The organism is Atopobacter phocae ATCC BAA-285 (genome assembly GCF_000526675.1).
Lineage (GTDB): Bacteria > Bacillota > Bacilli > Lactobacillales > Aerococcaceae > Atopobacter > Atopobacter phocae.
The window spans coordinates 1-21,639 of sequence record NZ_JAGN01000029.1 but is presented as its reverse complement, the minus strand read 5'-3'; the positions used below and the strand labels follow the sequence as shown (position 1 = coordinate 21,639).

Genomic DNA, 21,639 nt, shown 5'->3' with positions numbered 1-21,639 from the left:
CTTCCACAACACGGGCAACAATCAATCGGCTCGATTAATTGACCAGATAATAGAAAAGATAAACGTCCTTTAATTGAACATTTTGTTAATTTTTGGTCATTAATTTTGATGTTTTTATCGTTTAATCCGAGTAAAGATGGTATAATTTTAGTCATGGAACAGCTCTCCTTTATTATGGTTTAGGCGCTTATAATATACAGAAGATCTGTTCTTTTTTGTACCCTAAAATAAAAAATAGAGTTGAGGCCTTCGGCCATCAACCCTATAAATTATAGAACCAAAATATATAAAAAGTTTGAAGCAATATTATTTATCGCTTCAATCTTTTATATCATCTAATTTATTAAGCTTTATTTTTTAAACGTTCTACATCACGTGCAATAGACACTTCTTCATCTGTTGGAATATTTAAAACAACACATGTTGAATCGTCAGTTGAGATAATGCCTTCACCACGGAATCCTGTATTTTTAGCTTCATCAATTTTACATCCTAAGAATGTTACCCCGTCAATCACTTGTTGACGAGTGATTGATGAATTTTCTCCAATACCTGCCGTAAAGACAATAGCATCTACACCATTCATAATCGCAGCATATTGTCCAATATATTTTTTCACACGGTTATTGAAAATATCAATGGCAACTTGAGCACGTTCATTACCTTCTTCAGCAGCTTTTTCAACTTCACGCATATCGCTAGATACACCTGAAATTCCAAGTAAACCTGATTTTTTATTTAAAATATTAACCATTTCTTCAATTGATTCGATACCTTCTTTACGCATTAAGAATGGTAAAAGAGAAGCGTCGATATCACCTGAACGAGTACCCATTGTTACACCAGCTAAAGGAGTGAATCCCATTGATGTATCAATTGATTTACCATTTTCAACCGCTGTAATTGATGCACCATTACCTAGGTGGCAAGTAATGATTTTTAATTCTTCAATTGGTTTACCTAACATTTCAGCAGCACGATGAGCTACAAATTGATGACTTGTTCCATGCGCACCGTATTTACGAGCTTTATGTTTTTCGTAATATTCATAAGGTAAACTGTATAGATAGTTTTCTTTTGGCATGGTTGTATGGAATGATGTATCAAACACAGCAACGTTAACTGCCTTTGGTAAAACTTTTTGGAAAGCACGAATAACACTTGCTTCAGCTGGATTGTGAAGCGGTGCAAATTCACCTAAATCTTCAATTTGTTGAATTGCTTTATCATCAATTAAGGCGCTTTCTTTGAAAATTTCTCCACCAGCGACTACACGGTGTCCAGCACCTGTGATTTCATCAAATGATTCGATAATTTTTTCATCTAATAATGCATTAATTAATACATCAACCGCTGCATCATGATTAGGTAAATCTAATACACGATGGAATTCTTGTCCTTCACCATATTTAATTGTTACGATTGAATCATTTAACCCAATTCGTTCAATTAATCCTTTGGCAACCACACTTTCTTGTGGCATATTATATAATTGAAATTTTAAACTTGAACTCCCTGCATTAACAGCAATTGTTTTTGTCATTTTCTTTACTCCTTTTAATCAAATATTTCATGTACCTTTTTAACTATAACACCCAAGTGCCAATGGGTAAAGCCCTATCATTTATAAAATTTTGATTATTTAAAAAGTTTGATTCCAATTTTTAAATGAAGCAATAAATTTACGTGCTTCTTTTATATCATTAAAACGTGGCATTTCTCCATAAAGTATATGTGGCGCTTGTTTAGCTTTATCTCCTGCTTTTTGAATAATTAACAAGCCTTTTTGTTCATTTTCTTTTTTAAAGAATTCTGATGGAAAGCTTAATACGCCTTGTAAATAGCCAACATTTTTTAAATACATCATAATTCGCTTCACAGCATCTTCTGTTAATTGATGCATTGGCAAAATAAACATTCCCCATCCATCTGGTTTTAAATGATTAAGATGCTGTTCAATTAATAGCTCATGTGCATAACTCATTCCATCGGTTCGTTTTAGTTGATAAGACGCACTCACTGATTCAACTGGATAATAGCCAATAGGTAAATCTGAAACAGCTAAATGTACTGGATCAATTAATAAATGTTGTAAACTATCTTGATGATACAATTTAATAGGTTGTTTCAATATATCAATTACGTTCTGTGCTAAAGCAATTAATAAATCATCATTGTCCACACCTACACCGAAAGCTTGTCGTACTTCATTTAATTGAGCGACAACCGTTGATAATAAGAAACTTCCCCCTACAGCTAAATCCATCACTTGAATTGGTTCAACATCTTTAAACGTTTTTTGCATCAATTCGGCTGATATGATTGATACTAATAAACTAACAGCTTCTGGTGTGATTAAATGATTAGCTTGAATAGCATCTTCTTGACTTCCTTTATAAAAAGATAATTGCATTGCTTTACGCCATTCCATTGTACTAAGATTCATTGCCTTCAATTCACTATATAATTGTTGCAATTGAACGACTACTTCGCTATGTGGCAAGCCATCAACTATTTGAATTTTTCCGTCATCAGCAATATTTTGCAATGTTTCTGTCAAAGTTTCCATGTAACTTGCATTGACATCCTCTTTTAGTCGATTAATCATTTGTTGGAGTAATTGATAAGCTTGAATAGATTGATCATGCATCCTTTTTCCCTCAATTTCTTTAAATTATTATTTACTTCGTAAAAATAGGAGGCCCTCAAAAGAGTTCCTCCTTAATTTTTAAATATATTATTGTGCCACTAATTATTTAGCGCGTTTTTGGTAACTACCATCACTTGTATTAACAATTAGACGGTCACCTTTTTCAATAAAATCAGGAACCATTACTACTAATCCTGTCTCCATTGTTGCTGGTTTACCTGAACCTGTAACAGTCGCTCCTTTGATTGAAGGCTCTGTTTCTTCAACCATTAATGTAACTGTTCCCGGTAATGATACACCAATTACTTCTTGACCATAAAATTCAATTTCAACTTGTTCATTCTCAAGAAGATATTTCAATTCTGATTCGATTGAATCTGTTGGCAATTCGTATTGTTCAAATGTTTCTAAATCCATGAAGAAAGCAACTTCATCCATGCTATACAAATATTGAACAGATTTCTTCTCAATATATGCACTTTCAAATTTTTCATCTGGACGGAATGTAGTATCATAAGTTGCTCCACTACGAACATCGCGTAATTTCATGCGCATAACTGTATTACCTTTACCAGGTTTATGATGACTTGCTTCCATTACTTTAATTAATTTATTATCTTGGATAAATGTCATTCCACTTCTTAAATCTACTGCTTGAACCATGTTTATTCCTCCTAGAAACGATCTATTGGCGTCTATTGTACCATAAATCTACCCCCACGCCAATAGGTGAGCGATAGCTGTTGTAAACATTGTCATTCCTATTCCTAAAGCTGTCGGAATCCAAAATGAATGCCACGTCCATTTCCAACTTTTAGTTTCATTATGTATCGTTAATAAAGTGGTCCCACATGGCCAATGGAATAATGTAAAGAGTAAAACATTTAATGCCGTCAATGCCGTCCAGCCATTCACTAATAACAGTTCACGCAATTGATCAATGGTATCAAAATCAACAATTGTATTCGTCGCTAAATACCCCATCAACATACAAGGAATAACAATTTCATTAGCAGGTAACCCAATAATAAACGCCATTAATATAATACCGTCCAGACCCATCAATTGTGCAAAAGGATCTAAAAAATTGGTGAAATGTGTGAGTAAAGAAATATCTCCTAATTTCCAATTCGCCAATACCCAAATTAAAACTCCAACTGGTGCTGAAACTTTGATTGCACGTGCTAAAACAAAAATTGTTCGATCTAAAACAGAACGCACTAATACTTGTCCAAAACGTGGTTTACGATAGGGCGGCAATTCCAATGTAAAGGAACTTGGTAAACCTTTTAGCAAAGTGTTTGATAGAACACGACTGACAACAAATGTCATCATAACACCTAACAAGATGGAACCTGTTAAAAACAGTGCTGATTGTATAGAGTTTAAAAATCCTCCACCCTTTCCAACGAAGAAAATCATAATGACACTAATTAAAATCGGAAACCGTCCATTACATGGCACCAGATTATTCGTCAAAATGGCGATAATCCGCTCTCTTGGTGAATCAATAATACGAGCCCCCACAACACCTGCAGCATTACATCCAAATCCCATACACATGCTCAACGCTTGTTTTCCACAAGCACCTGCTTTTTGAAATACGTGATCTAAATTAAAAGCAATCCGTGGCAAATACCCTAAATCTTCAAGTAATGTAAAGAGCGGGAAAAAGATAGCCATTGGAGGTAACATAACAGCAATTACCCATGCAACAACTTTATACACACCTTCAATTAACAAACCTTGTAACCACATTGGCCAATTCCAGCTTTGAGCTAATTTTAACCATTCGTCATGAATCCAAAATAATCCTTTAGACAATAGTTCACTTGGATAATCAGCTCCTTCAATCGTAAACCAGAAAATGCCAAATAAAAATAAAAGCATAATAATAATTCCAGATACTTTTCCAGTTAATAGTCGATCAATTTTCCGATCACGCACATCATAATTAATATCCTCATACGTTGTGACATCGTTAGCAGTCACACTAGCCCGATTAATAAAGGCTTCTACTAAATCTGATTCATCCAGCTGATTAACCATTTCTAATAAATGCTCACGTACTAACGGATTATAAAAAGCATGCCCTTCATAAACATCTTTAATAGCTTGTTGTAAATCATCTAGTCCTTTTTCATAAGTAGCTGATGTCCCAATAACTGGTACACCTAATAAATAAGAAAGTTTATCTAAATCAACTTGAATTTTCTTACGTTTAGCTTCATCTAACAAATTAACACAGACAATGACTTTAGGAGTTAGCTGTAAAATTTGCAATACTAAATTCAAATTACGTTCTAAAGAAGTTGCATCACACACCACAACCGTCACATCAGATAATTGAGACTGTATGAAATCACGTGCGATAACCTCTTCTTGTGAACGAGCCATTAGTGAATATGTTCCAGGTAAATCTACAAATACAATTCGCTGATCATTAAAATAAGATTCTCCTTGAGCTAATCCCACTGTTTTTCCTGGCCAATTCCCAGTATGTTGTCTTAAGCCCGTTAATGAGTTAAATATTGTACTTTTTCCAACATTCGGATTACCCGCTAAACTAACAACAATATCTTGATCACTTTTTTTCTTAATATTTAATTGTTCCATTGTTATTGCTTCTTCCATTATTGATTCACCTTCTTTACTTCAATACCCTTTGCTTCAGTTTCTCGAATTGAAAAAACAGTACCACGTACTTTGTAAGCGCATGGATCACCACTTGGAGCCGCATATAAAACATCCACAGTTGTACCATTTGTAAAACCTAAATCCCATAATCTTCTCATCATTGAAGGATCTAAATCAATAGATTTTACAACTCCACTTTCTCCTAATTCTAAATCGATTAACTTCAACACACTCTCTCCTTTATAATTATTATTATTTACATTTTAGTTAACTTAAAATTAAGGACATTTAAATTATAGCGTATATAAATAAAAAGTAAATAATTAAATTACTTTTTTCACAATATTGTCTAGTTTAAAATAATTATACTTTTAAAAGTTGAGCGCAATAAAAAAACACACATTCCTAAGAATGTGTGTTTTAAATTTCATTTATATCAATTTATAATTATGCTTCTTGAGCAACTGGATAAACTGATACTTGAGTTTTCTTTTTACCTAAACGTTCGTATTTAACAACGCCATCTATTTTTGCAAATAATGTGTCATCGCCACCACGTCCAACATTAACACCTGGATGGATTTTAGTACCACGTTGACGGTAAAGAATTGAACCTCCAGTAACGAATTTACCATCGCCTTCTTTAGCGCCTAAGCGTTTAGATTGTGAATCACGTCCGTTAGTAGTTGATCCACCACCCTTTTTATGAGCGAATAACTGTAAGTTAAATTTTAACATAGTTGCACCTCCTACTTGTGCTTAATAATCATTTGAATATAAGAGCGATATGACTCTTCAATGCCTTGAACACTTAAGTGTAAGTGTTGCATCAAAAATTGACTCTTTTCAAATATTTCTGGCGACTGTATGTCCAACAACCCTTCAATTTTTAAAAAACCACCTTCAATTTCATCAACTGTAATTGAAACTGGTGCTTTTAAAAGTTCAGTGAGTGTATTAGCGCTACCTATTACTAAGGCGCTAATCGCTGAACAAACGATATCTTCTCCATATTGTCCAAAACCTGCGTGACCAGTTACAGTAATACCTTCATAATGGCCCTCGCTGTTTTGAAAAATAGTAAATTTAATCATGATTAAGCGTTGATAGCATCAATCATTACTTTTGTATAAGGTTGACGATGTCCTTGTTTACGATGTGAATTTTTACGACGTAAATAACGGAATGTGACAACTTTCTTTTGACGGCCTTGTTTTTCAACTGTACCTTCAACTGTTGCGCCAGCTACTAATGGCGTACCCACTTTAACGTTATCTCCACCAACAAAAACAACTTCATCAAAAGTAACTTTTTCGCCAGCTTCAACATCAAGTTTTTCAATATAAATTGGTTGTCCAACTTCTACCTTAACTTGTTTACCACCTGTTTTAATAATCGCGTACATTTGTGCACCTCCTATTTTAGACTTAGACTCGCCGTTTAGAAGTGATTCATTAAAGAATTCTTAGACTCCTAATCGTGCGGTTGCAGTTGTGGTGCTTCACAATTACAACAAGCCTATGTTATCAAATTTAACATGTTACGTCAAGCTTTATTTCAAATAAATCCATCGTCTTATTCGTTTAAGTGGTGTGTAAATAATAAAGAAAATAACAATATTGAATAAGAGTGTTGGCCATAGTTTAATCACTACAAAATCTTGCCAATCCATTTGTGCTACTCCATTTAATTGATAAAAAACATAAATAATAAAATCCACAAAAGCAATGGATAATACGACCATAATTGAACTCATCAGCACATTTAGTGAAAAATATCGACTTGATTGACATACAAGATAGCTTAGCAAAAAGAAAACTGTCGCATAAACACCATAGTATCCCAAATAATATGTGTCATATAATAATCCAATGAAAAAAGCATAATACGGAATTGGAAAATTACTCATATAAAAACTAAAAAATGAAATCGTCAATATTGTTAAATGTGGAACAATAATTGCTTGGTTAGAAATAAACGTACTGCTCCAAATCGTTTGAATAGAACCATCAAGAATAACCGCAATGAAAAAAATAAGAGGGATAATATAATTTCGCTTAAATTTCAAATTATTCACCACTCTCACTCATCCGTTTAACAGCTGAAACATATCGCATATCATTTGTATCGGCAGCTGGTTTAATACGAACTTCTTTAAATAATCCATATCGATCATTTTTTATTTCTTCTACCGTTCCAATAAGTAATCCTCTTGGCGACACTCCGCCTAAACCACTTGTAATGACTTTATCACCAATTTTAATTTCAGCGTCCGGGTCAATTTGAGTCATTAAAAGGGAGTTAACGTGATCAATATCTCTTGCCACTGTTCCATAAATACTTTGGTCGTCTACTTGAATCATACCTGCAATTCTTGTTTTTGAATCCTCAGAGCTTGTCATTAGACTAACCTTTGCTGTAGTAAGATTGACTTCAGTTACTCGACCAATTAAACCATTTCCTGCCATGATAGACATATTTATCTCAATCCCATCAGTTGAGCCTTTATTTATAATAATTTGACTTAACCAGTTATCAGGATTTCTTGAAATAACTGCTGCATTAATCAATTGATACTCATTTAATGTATCTACTAACTCTAGCTGATCTTTCATTTTTTGATTATCTTTTTCCATTTCAGCTAAGCGTACTTCTAATTCAAATGTTGTTTCTACTTTGCTTTTTAATTTTTCATTTTCCTCATAAGTATTTATAAGATGATCAACTGAACTCGTAAAATTCCTTAACGCATTGCCAGGTGCTGAAATCATTCGACTTGGCAATGAAATTAAGTCATTGGTTATAGACGTTACCACGGTTTGTTCATAACGACTACTAATTGCATATAAACTGACGATTCCTATTACTGCAATCAGTAGACTGATCATTTTCTTATTTGAAAAAAATTGATTCACTTTAATTTCACACCCGATCTTTTAAACGTTTATTCATAAATTCTGGATTTTGCAGCAAAATTCCTGTACCTAATGCTACACATTCTAAAGGCCGATCACTTATAAAAACTGGTACTTTAGTAACTTGTACAATCACATCGGCAATATGATGTAACAAAGCTCCACCACCTGTTAAAACAATTCCACGGTCGATAACATCGCTGGTGATTTCTGGTGGAGTTTGTTCCAACACTTCTTTTATAGTAACAATAATTTGATGAACGATATCCTTTAAAGCATCTGCTAAAACACTTGGTTCTACTAGGAGGCGCTTAGGCAAACCTGTCGCTATGTCTCTTCCTCTAATGCTCATAGATTCATAATGGTTGGCAAATTTTTTATCAGCAACGCCTATCTTAAATTTAAGTTGTTCTGCTGTTCTTAGTCCAATATGCAAATTATATACATCTCTTACAATTTGGATGATTGCTTCGTCCATTTTGTCACCACCTACTCGAATGGTCTGACTTCGGACAATACCATTCATAGATATAGTAGCAACATCTGTAGTTCCACCACCAATATCAACAATCATACTTCCCACTGGACTACTTACATCTAATCCTGCTCCGACTGCAGCAGCAAAAGGTTCTTCAACGACATATGCTTCTCTTGCTCCAGCAGATTTCGCCGCATCACGCACCGCTTTTTGTTCAACTGGTGTCACCCCACTTGGCACACAAATCATAACGTCTGGTTTTACAAAACGTTTAATTCCAACTGAATTAATAAAGTGATGTAGCATAGCAGCTGTTAGTTCATAATCAGCAATTACCCCATCTTTTAAAGGGCGTACTGTTTCAATATTTTCGGGTGTTCTTCCAATCATATTGTATGCTTCTTTACCTATTGCAATAATTTCGCCCGTTTTTTTATTTCGACTGACCACGGAGGGTTCGTTTATCAATTGGGGGCGACCTTCAACATATATACATGTATTCGCCGTACCAAGATCGATACCAATTTGTTGATTATTCCATGATAACGCCATCCAATTCCTCCTTTTAAATGATTCTTTTCTAGTATACCAAAAGAAGTTAAATTTTAATATTGTTTACTTGATTATATTTCTTTTTAGTCTTGAACACTATTGCTATACATATAATTAATTTGTTCTTAAAGATTGATACACGGAATAAAGTTTTTACACATAAAAAAGCCTCTTTGGTAAAACCAAAGAGACTTTGTTTCAAATTTGAATTGAATTATAATTTTACAACGTTAGCCGCTTGTGGTCCACGAGCGCCTTCTTCAACTTCAAACTCAACAGCTTGGCCTTCTTCTAAAGTTTTGAAGCCTTCTGAATTAATAGCTGAGAAATGTACGAATACGTCATCTCCGCCTTCACGTTCGATAAACCCAAAACCTTTTTCTGAATTAAACCATTTAACTGTACCTTGTTCCATGAACGAATGTCCTCCTTGTGCATAGCACGTAATATTTATATTCTTGAATCGTAAAGAAGACGTTTCTTGATGAACCTAACTTTTTACTCTTTCAAAAACACTACAGTAATTATAACATGCTTACTATCTTATATCAAGATTGTTCCCCTATTCTTTTTTAAGATATTTTATTTAGAATTTATAGAAGCATTGTTGTACTAGCAACTCTAAAGTGTATTTTATTGTTACTTATTACATCAAATGTAACCGCCTCAATGAAACGTATTGGTTCCCACCAATAATCAGATGATCTAATACTTCTATGCCCATTAATTCCCCACACTCTACCATACGTTTTGTAAACATGATGTCCGCTTCAGAAGGTGTCGTGTCGCCGCTTGGATGATTATGTGCAATTAATAAACTGGCAGCAGATTCTTTAACGGCTTCTCTAAATATTTCACGTGGATGTGCAATTGAACTATTTAACCCACCTGTAAAAATAATTTTTTCAGTAAGCACTTGGTTTTTGGTGTTCAAAAAAAGCGCTACTAACTTTTCTTGATGTGCATTTGATAACATCTTAATGAAATGCTTTCCTGCATCCTCAGCTGTTTTAACGGTCATACCTCGAATCGGTTCAGAATATACGATACGTTCACCTAATTCCATCATTGCCTGTAATTCAATCGCTTTCACTTGACCAATTCCCGGAATTAATTGAAGTTCTGATAAACTAGCTTGCCGTATACGGTTTAAATCGCCAAATTTTTCTAAGACATTTAAAGCTAATTCAATTACACTCTTATCTTTTGTACCCGTTCGTAATAAAATAGCGAGTAACTCATGAGTCGCTAATGCTTTAGGCCCTAACATCAACAGTCTTTCTCGGGGTTGCTCTAGTACAGGAAACTCTCTAATTCTTGATACTAATTGATTCATTTCATTTTCCTCCTCATCTCACTAGACGAGATAAAAAATGATTAATACTTTTTTCTTCTTATTCATTACACAAAAATATACTCTCATTTAAAATACAAACAAAAAGAGATAGCCATAGAAGCTATCTCTAATTATTCATTACTTATTTGATTCACTTAATGTTTCGATACGTTCTAATACGGCTTGACGTTGTTTTTCATATCCTTCTTTTTTCTCACGTTCTTTTTGAACTACTGCTTCTGGAGCACGTGATACAAATTTTTCATTAGATAATTTTTTATCAATCCGCATTACTTCTTGATCTAATTTATCAACTTCTCCTTTTAACCGTTCAATTTCTTCATCAATATTAATTAATCCATCTAATGGAATATAAATATCTGCACCATCAATGACCGCAGTCACAGCTTGTGTTGGCGCATCAATTGATAAAGATAGTACTAATTCATCAGGATTTCCAAAACGTTTAATATATGCTTGATTTTCTTGTAGAACATTTAGAATATTCTGACTCTTTGCTTGAACAAGAATGTTAACAGGTTTAGAAAGTGGTGTATTCATTTCATTTCGAATTGTACGCACAGATTTAATTAGGTCAATTAACAAATTCATGTCACGTTCAATCGTTGAATGAATTAATGATTGATTAACTGTAGGATAAGGTGCGACTACAATAGATCCAGTTGTTTGTGGCAATGCTTCCCAAATCTCTTCTGTTACAAACGGCATAATTGGATGTAGTAGACGTACCATTGCACTTAATACTTCAGATAAAACGCTACGTGTTACTAATTTAGCTTGTTCATTATCGCTAGCTAACGTTTCTTTACTCATTTCAATATACCAATCACAGAAATCATCCCAAATAAAGTGGTATAAGGTACGGCCAGCTTCTCCAAATTCAAATTTATCAAATAATTCAGTCGTTTTACCAATCGTTTCATTTAAACGACTTAAAATCCAACAATCAGCAAAACTAAAATGTTCTAATGTATCTAACGGTTGAATTGAATGTCCCTCAATATTCATCAAAGCATAGCGACTAGCGTTCCAAATTTTATTAATAAAATTCCAAGCCGCTTTCATTTTGTCATCACTATAGCGTACATCTTGTCCTGGAGCAGATCCTGTTGATAAGAACCAACGAAGCGCATCCACTCCATACGTATCAATCACGTCCATTGGGTCTACACCATTTCCTAATGATTTACTCATCTTACGCCCTTCTTCATCGCGAATTAATCCGTGTAGTAATACATTAGCGAAAGGTTTTTGTCCAGTAAATTCCAGACTTTGGAAAATCATTCGACTAACCCAAAAAGTTAAAATATCATAACCCGTAACTAACGTTGACGTTGGGAAATAACGTTGATAATCTTCAGTTGACGCATCTGGCCAACCCATTGTTGAAAATGGCCATAATGCAGAACTAAACCATGTATCCAAAACATCTGTATCTTGTTCCCAATCTTCTATTGGAGTCGGTGCTTCAGTTCCGACAAATACTTCTCCTGTTTCTTTATGATACCACGCTGGAATTTGATGTCCCCACCACAATTGACGAGAAATTACCCAGTCGTGAATATTTTCCATCCAACGTAAATAGGCATCATTAAAACGTGTCGGAAAGAAATTAATGGTTTGATCATTTTCAGCGCGTTGTGCATCGATAGCTTGCTTCGCAAGTGGCTGCATCTTAACAAACCATTGAGTTGATAAACGTGGTTCTACAATGACTCCTGTACGTTCTGAATGTCCCACACTATGCATGTGCTCTTCAACTTTTACTAATAGGCCAGCTTCTTTTAAATCAGCAATGACGGCTTTACGCGCTTCAAATCGATCCATGCCAGCATATTTACCCGCACGTTCATTCATCGTTGCATCATCATGCATCACATTGATACGCTCTAAATTATGACGATTTCCCACTTCAAAATCATTAGGATCATGTGCTGGTGTTATTTTAACCACACCAGTACCAAATTCCGGATCAACGTAGTAATCCGCAATAATTGGAATTTCACGATTGACTAATGGTAGGATAACAGTTTTGCCAATTAAGTCTTTATAGCGCTCATCATCAGGATGTACAGCAACTGCTGTATCACCTAACATTGTTTCTGGACGAGTTGTTGCTACTTCAAGCTTACCACTTCCATCTGTTAATGGATAATGCATATGATAGAAAGCTCCAGCTACATCTTTATGAATAACTTCAATATCTGATAATGATGTTTTAGCTTTAGGATCCCAATTGATAATGTATTCGCCACGATAAATCAAATCTTTATGATATAAGTCAACAAATACTTTTTTAACTGCATCGCTTAACCCTTCATCTAACGTAAAACGTTCACGTGAGTAATCTACAGAAATTCCCATTTTTTCCCATTGTTGACGAATGGTTGCAGCATATTCTTCTTTCCAAGCCCAAGTTTGTTCTAGGAATTTTTCACGACCTAAATCATATCGAGACAATCCTTCATGACGTAATTTTTCTTCGACTTTAGCTTGAGTCGCAATTCCCGCATGGTCCATACCAGGCAACCATAACGTATCATAGCCTTGCATTCTTTTTTGACGGATAATCATATCTTGCAACGTAACATCCCACGCATGTCCTAAATGCAACTTACCAGTTACATTGGGTGGCGGAATAACGATAGAATACGCTGGTGCTTCCTTATTACCATTTGGTTTAAAAACATCTTCATTTAACCAATTTTGATAGCGACCTTCTTCTACTTCACTTGGATTAAACTTTGGTGCCAAATTTTTCTTTGTCATCCATTTCTCCTACTTTCTTATACTTTATATTGTATTATTTTAAAAATAAAAAAAGCCCAACATATGTCGGACGAATTATCGCGGTACCACCACATTTATCAATCATTAATCGATATGATTGCATCACTCTGTTTGATAACGGAGGGACCTCCGATCATTCTCCCAAGCTACATTCATTAATTATTTGCAATCTTCTCACCTAACAGATTGTCTCTTATTTCAACTAATTAATTACTCCTCTTGTTCCTTGAATGTTGTTTTCATCTTATCATGAAGCCTGATTCAAATCAAGATTTACTAAAACTTCCGATGAATTTCTTATAATAAAAAACGTCTTAAACATTAAGACTCGTTTAAGACGTTTATCAATTAATTAAGCATTTAATTGTCCTGTACGAATTAGGTAATCATAAGCACCTAATGCAGCAGTTGCTCCACTACCCATAGAAATAATGATTTGTTTAAAGGCTGAGTTCGTGCAATCACCGGCCGCATAAACTCCCTCAATGTTAGACTTACCAAAACCATCAACTATTATTTCACCACGTTCATTCATTTCGACTGTATCTTTAAGAAATTCGGTATTTGGCACTAAACCTACCAAAATAAAGGCACCAGCAACATCTAAATGATTGACAGTATTTGTTTCACGATCAACATATGTTAATCCTTCAACGCGTTGTTCTCCACTGATTTCACTCGTAGCCGCATTAGTAATAACATGAACATTGTCTAATTCGTTCAATCGTTCTTGTAAAACTTTATCAGCTTTTAATTCTGGAGTGAATTCCAATACCGTTACTTCTTTAGCCATTCCTGCTAAATCAAGAGCTGCTTCTACACCAGAGTTACCTCCACCGATAACAGCAATAGATTGATCTTTAAACAGTGGTCCATCACAATGCGGACAATAGGCTATTCCTTTATTTTTAAATTCCTTTTCTCCCGGTACATTAATTAAACGCCAACGTGCACCTGTTGCAATGACAATCGTTTTAGCTTTTAAAGTCACATCATTTTCCAATGTAACCCAAACTAATCCTTCTTCTTCATTACGTTCAACTGACTTCACATTAAAATGTTCAATCATATCTACTTCGTATTGGGTTACATGTTCACGGACCTGAGCCATCAGTTTTGGACCTTCTGTATAAGGTGTACCAATAACATTTTCAATGCCCATTGTATCTAAAACTTGTCCTCCGAATTCTTTTGCAATAAGACCTACTTTAATTCCTTTACGCGCTGCGTATATAGCGGCACTAGCTCCAGCAGGTCCTCCACCGATAACTAATGTATCGTATACTTGAGTGTAATCAACATCAATGGTCTCTGATTGTCCTGCGATTAAATCGATTAAAGAATTCAAGTTTTGACGTCCACTTGTAAATTCTTCACCATTTTTAAATACTGTTGGAACAGCTAATATGCCACGGTCTTCTACAAGCTGTTGATGCATGCCACCTTCAATCATTGTATGGCTAATATTTTCATTAATAACACTCATAATATTAAATGCTTGGACTACATCTGGACAGTTATGACAACTTAGACTAACGAATGTTTCAAAATGCATTGGTGTTTTAATAGACTCAATTCGACGACGAACTTCATCTTCGATTTTTGGCGCACGACCACTCACTTGAAGTAACGCTAAAACAAAAGAACTAAATTCATGACCAAGCGGCACCCCGGCAAACGTTATACGGGCAACTGACTGCTTAGCAGAGTGCAACGTAAAACTCGGTGTAAGCTCTAAAGTGTCTTTTTGAATCGATAATTGATCAGATAGTTGGACAACATCTTCAACAAATTCGATTAGTTCAGCTGACTGCGCATCGTCACCAACACTTAATGTAAATATTACTGGAGATTCTAGTAAATCAAGGTATTGTTTTAATTGATTTTTTAATTCAGCAGTTAATGTCATTAAAATTCTCCTTTCATCATCAATACATGTCGATTTATCTGTCTGATGACTTGTTCAAAAAGCTTGATTGAGTATATCAATCAAGCTTTTTGATTTAATAATTTATATGTTTAGTCTAATATAATGAATTAGATTTTACCGACTAAATCTAAACCAGGTGTTAAAGTTTTACCTGATTCTTTCCATTTAGCTGGACATACTTCGCCTGGATTTTTACGCACATATTGTGCAGCTTTTACTTTATCAATTAATTGACTTGCATCGCGCCCAATACCATCTGCTGTAATTTCAACTGCTTGAACTACACCATCTGGATCAATAATAAATGTACCACGATTTGCTAAGCCTGTTTCTTCATTTAATACGTCAAATTCACGAGAAATTGCTTGGCTAGGATCGCCTACCATAATATATTCGATTGAGCTAATTGCTTCACTATGATCATGCCATGCTTTATGTACAAAGTGTGTATCTGTTGAAACTGAATATACTTCAACACCTAAACCTTTTAAAGTTTCGTATTGATTTTGTAAATCTTCTAATTCAGTTGGGCAAACGAAACTAAAGTCTGCTGGGTAGAAACAAACCACACTCCAGTGTCCTTTTAAATCGTCAGTTGACACCGTTACGAATTCTTCTTTGTGGTATGCATCTCCATTAAAGAATTGAATTTCTTGACCAATTAATGACATATTTATTCCTCCTAAATTATAATGATTATAATCACTTACACTTAATATTATACAGACTTTAACTAGAAATACAATTAATAAAACTTAAAATTAAGTTAATTTAATTTTAAAATAAGTCTTCATATAATTCTTCTTCAACTTGTTCGTTAGTTGTATAATCTTCAATTTCAATTCCTGAAACTGCTCGATTGACTAACTGCGAAACATCAATTTTTCGTTCAGCTGACTCGCTCAAATAAACACGTGGTTTAGTTTTTGGACTAGGCGGCGCAAAAACTGTACAACAATCTTCATATGGCAAAATAGAAATATCAAAACTACCTATTTGCTCTGACAATTTAATTATTTCTAATTTATCATATGTCGCAAGCGGTCGAAGTACAGGATATTCAGCTACTGCGTTAATGGCATTTAAGCTCTCTAATGTTTGACTAGCAACTTGACCTATTGATTCACCTGTAATGATAACTAGTCCACCATGTTGGCGCGTTAACTCATTCATAACTCGCAACATCATCCGACGTGTAATTGTCATTAAATAGCCTGAATTGATATGTTTTTTGATCTCCTCTTGTGTTTCTGTAAAAGGAACAGTTAAAAATGGAACATCTGAGCCATAACGACTTAAAAGTTTTGCTAATTGTTTTGTTTTTTCTAATGCTTGTGGACTTGTGTAAGGCGGACTTGCAAAATGAACAGCTGTAATTTCAATACCACGTTTTAACGCTAAATAGCCTGCCACGACCGAATCAATTCCACCCGATAACATTAATAACCCTTTACCACTTGTTCCGACTGGTAAACCTCCTGCACCTTCGTAAATCTCAGTAGAAATTAATGTATGTTTTTCTCGTATATTAATTTGGATTTTTAAATCTGGATCTTTCATTTGAACCGTTAAGTTTGGAAAACGATCCAACACCACATTACCCAACATCCGGTTGATTTCATTCGTCTTATGTTCAAAGTTACGAGTAGAACGCTTAGTAATAATCTTAAAAGTTTTTCCTTCTGTTGATTGTACTGATAATAATTTTTCAATTGTATCAATAATTACATTCATGTCATTTTCAACTTGAGTAACCGGAGAATACGATTGAATACCGAACACATAACTTAAACGTTCCAAAACAACTTCCATATATTTTGAATCACAGTATACTTTTAAAAAATCATGTTCCGCTACTACGCGTGTTTGATCTAAATCTTTTAATTTTTCTCTTACATTTTCTCCTAAACGATTAGTGAATCTTTTTTTATTTTTGCCTTTATTAGATAATTCACCATATCGTACTAATACATATTGTTTCACTATGTTCACCTCGTTTTTTATTTTCTGAAAACTGTTTTAAAATGTTTCGCAATCTCTTGCAATGTTTTACCTACTACGTGTATTTCTTCTTCTGTCGTCAAATCGCTAAAAGACAAGCGAATAGCACCTTCTGCAATGTGCTGATCAATTCCCATCTTTAACAAAGTGGATACAGGACGACGTTGTCGACTTGAACAAGCGCTTATTGTAGATACAAAAATATCATTTTCTTCAAGTGCATGTAGCAAAACTTCACCTCGTACATTTTTTAATGCCAAACAATTAATATAAGGGACTGCATCTGTAGGTGATAACCAAATTAAATTATCAATTTTATCAGTATACTGTTTTAATATTAATCTTAATTTTAATGCATCTCCATGCGTATGGTGTAATCTTAACGCTTTTGCCATCGCTACAATACCCGCTAAATTTTCGGTCGTACTTCTTAAATCCAGTTCTTGTCCGCCACCCGTTAATTGTGATGCGACTCTTTTACCACTTTTAATATAAAGAAATCCAACACCTCGTGGCCCTTGAAATTTATGTGCTGAAAAACTCATAAAATCAATTCGCTTATGCGGCAAAATGCTATTAAAAGCCCCAAGTGACTGAACACCATCTACAAACCAATGAATATTTTTATGTTTTTCTAATATATCGGCAATTTTATCAAGTGGTTGTTTGAATCCTACTTCATTGTTAACTGCCATAGTGACTACTAAAATCGTATCATCACGTATTAATTCGTTTAGATGTGATAAATCAACTGTTCCATCTTTTAATGTTTTTACATAGGATACGTCAATAATTCCTTGCGCCTTTAATGATTCAATAGTTTTTAATGACGCAGGATGCTCCGTTTCAGTTGTAATAACATGATTACCAAATTCTTTTTTTGCCCATACGGTTCCTCTTATGGACAAATTATTCGCTTCGGTTCCACCAGATGTGAATACAATTTCGTCGGGTTTAACTTTTAATAAAGTGGCAATTTGCTCACGCGCTGTTTTCAACAATTTAGAGCTTTCTTCACCTAAACGATGCAAACTCGAAGGATTGCCTATGAAGCGCTGACTTACCTGAATATAAGACTCTAACACTACCGGATCGATAGGTGTAGTCGCACTATTATCTAAATATATCATTGATTGCTTATTATTTAACATCTTACTCTCCTTAATAACTATACATCATGTAAAAAAACCGACGTTTCTGATCATTCAGATTCATCGGTTTTTATTTTATAACAAACGTTGATCTTTTTCTGTTAAATAGCTTTCTTTGATTTTCTTACTTGATCCTGGCTCAATTTTCTCCAAAGCTGTCTGAATCGTTTCAAGCGATGCATCAAATCGATATTCTCGATCAAAAATTAAAAGACTATCTCGAATTGCACGGTCAATTGCATCATTTTCTAAACGATAGCGATTCGCATATTGAATGGTTGCCTCTGTTAGATGTGCATTATCAACAAGTGCTTCTGTCAATTCATCTAGTCGATTTAATCGCTCGGCAATCAATTGATCCATTTTTTCTAATTCATTTAAATCAATTTGTACGCGTTCAATTTCATCTGCTAATTTTTCAATTTGGTCCGTTGTTTTGAAAAATAATTCCAAATATTGATTAGGTAGACCTGGCAAGTGATGTTTTTCGATATATCGCTTCATGCTACGCATATCAATTTCATAGCGATCTAAGTGATTTTTTAATTGCTTTTCACGCTTGGATAATTCTTCCAATTCAGCTAACATCTCTTCTTGTCGGTTTAACAACTCAACTAATTCTTCACTTAATACTTCATAATTTGAACGCACTAAGGAATACGCAACTGTTTTATCTTTAATTTCTTCATCGTAGTGTAAAAGTAAACGCTGATGCTTTTCAATTTTTTTATTCATCGTTTGAATTTCTTCATCTAGTTTATCATTTAAAACATAGTTTTGATGCATACGATCTAATTCTGTTTCTAAATACTGATTGTTACGTTCAACGACGCTTAATTGATTACGTAAAATCGATTGATTGTTTAAAACGAATGTTTTGGATTCCACTTCTGATTCCATCGCATCATACAATTGATCGATATCTCGTCCCAAGCGATTTAATAGTTGCTCTGTTTCTGGAATATTCAATTTAACTAATGAATCTTCAGCTTTGCGAATACTTGCATCTAATTGACTTAATTCTGACTGAATATCAATTTTATGAAAAATAAATCCATTGTTCAACATTTCTTTATAGCCATTTTTCAAATCGATTAATTGCTCTTTCAATTGATTCTCCAGTTGATCATATAGTTTCGGAATACTTTCATGATGTTTGTTCAACTCAACTGTTTCTTTTTCTACTTCACTTAAAATTTCTTTCGCTTCCATATGATCGCCAGCGTTTGAAACTTCTTTAAAACGATTGAAGTCTTGATCTAAGTATTCTAATCGTTTTTCCATAGCAGGCGCTGCACTTTTCAACAATACACTTTGACTTAATACGGCTTTCTTTAATTCTTGAAAAGCACTAGAGACAACTTCTAATTTTTTTCTGTTTTGTGCTTCACTATCTAGTAAGCTTTGTAATGACTTATAAAGTTTCTCAATATTTCTTTTTGTTTCATCAATTAGCTTATTAGCATCATCAATATTTTTTGTCGCTCTCACAATATTATAATGCTCATTCGCTTCATTTGCTTTGACGAGTAATGCTTCAATTTCTGGCAGAGAAAATCGAGTAATCGTTTGCCAATTTGCTTGCATCGATTCGTATGCACGATGAGTTTGTCCCGTTAATTTCATATTTTTTAACGTGTATAAAGTATCTTCAATTGGTACCTTTAATAAATCAGTATGTTTTTCTTTTAATGCATCAATATCTTTTTTCTGTTGGCGTTGATAATAGAAAAAAATAAAATAACCTAAAAGTGCAATAATAACAATTCCAAACAGAATATTTACAAAACCGTTTCCGGAGTTCATTGATCAACCACTCCCTTTTTCAAATAATTATATATATTTCCGATGATTGCTTAATTTTCATATTTGAGGCAATAAATTAAGCGATTTTATCATCATTCAGTATATCATAAGTGATTTGAATGTGTCCATCTAAACTGTTATAACCAAGCTGAAATATCTTAATAATAATTTCCTTCTTTTTCATTGACTTTTGTTATCTTGTTGACGTATTATAAGGGATGTGTAAAATATGCAGCACTAAGACAGCAGCGCGTCACCAGATGTTAAACTAATTTTTAGTGAGATGAGTAACAGCGGCTGCAACAAGCGAAAGTCCAATAACATCTACACGCACGCGAGTTTTAGATGGCCTTATTTTACTCCAAAAAATTTATTTGATTGGAGGACATTATATGTCACGTTATACAGGTCCAAGTTGGAAAAGATCACGCCGACTAGGTATTTCATTATCAGAAACAGGGAAAGAATTAAACCGTCGTCCTTATGCTCCAGGACAACACGGTCCAACAAGCCGTAAGAAATTAACAGAATACGGTCAACAATTACAAGAAAAACAAAAATTACGCTTTATGTACGGTTTAAACGAACGTCAATTCAAGAATACATTCGTTAAAGCTGGTAAAATCAAAGAAGGTAAACATGGTGAGAACTTCATGATCATGTTAGAACAACGTTTAGATAACGTTGTATACCGTTTAGGTCTTGCTACTACTCGTCGTCAAGCACGTCAATTAGTTAACCATGGTCATATCACTGTTGATGGTCAACGTGTTGATATTCCAAGTTACCAAGTTGAAGTTGGACAAGTAATCGCTGTTCGCGAACGTTCAAGAAACTTAACAATCATTAAAGAAGCTTTAGAAGCTTTATACGGACGTTTAGAATTCGTAACATTTGATGAAGAAAAATTAGAAGGTTCATTAAACCGTTTACCTCTTCGTGAAGAGTTAACACAAGAAATTGATGAATCATATATCGTTGAATACTACAATAAATTAATGTAATTTTAAAAAAATAGTTCGTTGGATGTTTACTCATATACAAGCTTAACCATTCAAAAAGAACTTAAAAAGAGCCAATCAAATGTGATATGCTCCCCCTAAAGTAGACACTTGAAAAAGTAAAACTATTTTAGGGGGAGTTTTTCATGCGTAAAAATAAACGTTATTCAGCTAATGAGTTAATGTATTTTATTGATCTCTATTTAATCAGTGGAATATCCTATGCAGAACTACAGGAAAATTATGGCTTAAAATTAAATAATAAAAACTTTCGAAAGTACCTTAATAAGTATAGAATACATGGGCCTTCGGCTTTAATATCGAAAGGTAGCAATAACAATTATTCTGAGCAGTTTAAAAAGAAAATTATT

Annotated in this window: 21 protein-coding genes and 2 other annotated features; of the genes, 2 read left to right on the top strand and 19 right to left on the bottom strand. The window is 34.1% G+C overall.

Annotated features, from left to right (window positions below):
• Positions 1 to 343: 343 nt before the first annotated feature.
• From L866_RS0105725 to L866_RS0105635, 19 genes are all read right to left on the bottom strand, one after another.
• Positions 344 to 1,543, bottom strand: a complete 1,200-nt coding sequence (locus tag L866_RS0105725) for an acetate/propionate family kinase (protein WP_025730022.1) — start codon at positions 1,541 to 1,543, stop codon at positions 344 to 346.
• Positions 1,544 to 1,642: 99 nt separating this feature from the next.
• Entirely contained in the window at positions 1,643 to 2,650 is a 1,008-nt protein-coding gene (locus L866_RS0105720; RefSeq protein ID WP_025730020.1) for a class I SAM-dependent methyltransferase, read from the bottom strand.
• A 102-nt stretch (positions 2,651 to 2,752) separates the two neighbouring features.
• Positions 2,753 to 3,313: an elongation factor P gene (gene efp, locus L866_RS0105715; RefSeq protein WP_025730018.1), complete on the bottom strand. Its 561-nt coding sequence runs from the start codon at positions 3,311 to 3,313 to the stop codon at positions 2,753 to 2,755.
• Between the two features lie 48 nt (positions 3,314 to 3,361).
• A complete protein-coding gene (gene feoB / locus L866_RS0105710) occupies positions 3,362 to 5,284 on the bottom strand; it encodes a ferrous iron transporter B (RefSeq protein WP_025730015.1) in 1,923 nt (640 codons plus the stop codon).
• The gene (locus tag L866_RS0105705) at positions 5,284 to 5,514 is read right to left on the bottom strand and encodes a FeoA family protein (protein ID WP_025730014.1); all 231 of its coding nucleotides are present in this window, start codon (positions 5,512 to 5,514) and stop codon (positions 5,284 to 5,286) included. The genes feoB and L866_RS0105705 overlap by 1 nt, the downstream gene beginning before the upstream one ends.
• A 220-nt stretch (positions 5,515 to 5,734) precedes the next feature.
• Positions 5,735 to 6,025: a 50S ribosomal protein L27 gene (gene rpmA, locus L866_RS0105700; protein WP_025730013.1), complete on the bottom strand. Its 291-nt coding sequence runs from the start codon at positions 6,023 to 6,025 to the stop codon at positions 5,735 to 5,737.
• Between the two features lie 11 nt (positions 6,026 to 6,036).
• On the bottom strand, positions 6,037 to 6,381 hold the full coding sequence (locus L866_RS0105695; RefSeq protein WP_025730012.1) for a ribosomal-processing cysteine protease Prp: 345 nt from the start codon (positions 6,379 to 6,381) through the stop codon (positions 6,037 to 6,039).
• Positions 6,382 to 6,383: 2 nt separating this feature from the next.
• Positions 6,384 to 6,692, bottom strand: a complete 309-nt coding sequence (rplU, locus tag L866_RS0105690; protein ID WP_025730011.1) for a 50S ribosomal protein L21 — start codon at positions 6,690 to 6,692, stop codon at positions 6,384 to 6,386.
• Between the two features lie 14 nt (positions 6,693 to 6,706).
• Positions 6,707 to 6,784 (bottom strand) — a sequence feature (ribosomal protein L21 leader region).
• Positions 6,785 to 6,839: 55 nt separating this feature from the next.
• Positions 6,840 to 7,364 (bottom strand): rod shape-determining protein MreD, encoded by a 525-nt coding sequence (gene mreD / locus L866_RS0105685; protein ID WP_025730009.1) that lies wholly within the window; start codon positions 7,362 to 7,364, stop codon positions 6,840 to 6,842.
• Positions 7,357 to 8,202, bottom strand: a complete 846-nt coding sequence (gene mreC / locus L866_RS0105680; RefSeq protein ID WP_025730007.1) for a rod shape-determining protein MreC — start codon at positions 8,200 to 8,202, stop codon at positions 7,357 to 7,359. Before mreC ends, mreD begins: the two co-directional genes overlap by 8 nt.
• A gap of 7 nt (positions 8,203 to 8,209) precedes the next feature.
• Positions 8,210 to 9,232, bottom strand: coding sequence for a rod shape-determining protein (gene mreB, locus L866_RS0105675; protein WP_025730006.1), 1,023 nt, complete (start codon positions 9,230 to 9,232; stop codon positions 8,210 to 8,212).
• A 214-nt stretch (positions 9,233 to 9,446) separates the two neighbouring features.
• The gene (locus L866_RS0105670; RefSeq protein WP_025730004.1) at positions 9,447 to 9,647 is read right to left on the bottom strand and encodes a cold-shock protein; all 201 of its coding nucleotides are present in this window, start codon (positions 9,645 to 9,647) and stop codon (positions 9,447 to 9,449) included.
• A gap of 231 nt (positions 9,648 to 9,878) precedes the next feature.
• Positions 9,879 to 10,568, bottom strand: a complete 690-nt coding sequence (gene radC / locus L866_RS0105665) for a RadC family protein (protein WP_025730002.1) — start codon at positions 10,566 to 10,568, stop codon at positions 9,879 to 9,881.
• Positions 10,569 to 10,706: 138 nt separating this feature from the next.
• Positions 10,707 to 13,358 (bottom strand): valine--tRNA ligase, encoded by a 2,652-nt coding sequence (locus L866_RS0105660; RefSeq protein WP_025730000.1) that lies wholly within the window; start codon positions 13,356 to 13,358, stop codon positions 10,707 to 10,709.
• Between the two features lie 63 nt (positions 13,359 to 13,421).
• Positions 13,422 to 13,615 (bottom strand) — a binding site (T-box leader).
• 116 nt (positions 13,616 to 13,731) lie between these two features.
• A complete protein-coding gene (gene ahpF / locus L866_RS0105655; RefSeq protein WP_025729998.1) occupies positions 13,732 to 15,288 on the bottom strand; it encodes an alkyl hydroperoxide reductase subunit F in 1,557 nt (518 codons plus the stop codon).
• A 128-nt stretch (positions 15,289 to 15,416) separates the two neighbouring features.
• Positions 15,417 to 15,980 carry an alkyl hydroperoxide reductase subunit C gene (gene ahpC / locus L866_RS0105650; RefSeq protein WP_025729996.1) on the bottom strand — a complete coding sequence of 188 codons (564 nt, stop codon included), beginning with the start codon at positions 15,978 to 15,980 and terminating at the stop codon, positions 15,417 to 15,419.
• Between the two features lie 106 nt (positions 15,981 to 16,086).
• On the bottom strand, positions 16,087 to 17,292 hold the full coding sequence (thiI, locus tag L866_RS0105645; protein ID WP_025729994.1) for a tRNA uracil 4-sulfurtransferase ThiI: 1,206 nt from the start codon (positions 17,290 to 17,292) through the stop codon (positions 16,087 to 16,089).
• Between the two features lie 17 nt (positions 17,293 to 17,309).
• Complete coding sequence (locus L866_RS0105640) at positions 17,310 to 18,461, bottom strand: cysteine desulfurase family protein (protein ID WP_156919524.1); 1,152 nt, start codon at positions 18,459 to 18,461, stop codon at positions 17,310 to 17,312.
• Between the two features lie 75 nt (positions 18,462 to 18,536).
• Positions 18,537 to 20,267: a septation ring formation regulator EzrA gene (locus tag L866_RS0105635; RefSeq protein WP_025729990.1), complete on the bottom strand. Its 1,731-nt coding sequence runs from the start codon at positions 20,265 to 20,267 to the stop codon at positions 18,537 to 18,539.
• Positions 20,268 to 20,659: 392 nt separating this feature from the next.
• On the opposite strand from L866_RS0105635, the gene rpsD reads away from it, so the two are divergent.
• Both rpsD and L866_RS0105625 read left to right on the top strand, forming a co-directional pair.
• On the top strand, positions 20,660 to 21,271 hold the full coding sequence (rpsD, locus tag L866_RS0105630; RefSeq protein WP_025729988.1) for a 30S ribosomal protein S4: 612 nt from the start codon (positions 20,660 to 20,662) through the stop codon (positions 21,269 to 21,271).
• Between the two features lie 143 nt (positions 21,272 to 21,414).
• Positions 21,415 to 21,639 (top strand): hypothetical protein (locus tag L866_RS0105625; RefSeq protein ID WP_025729986.1); only part of this gene is annotated, 225 nt, incomplete at its 3' end.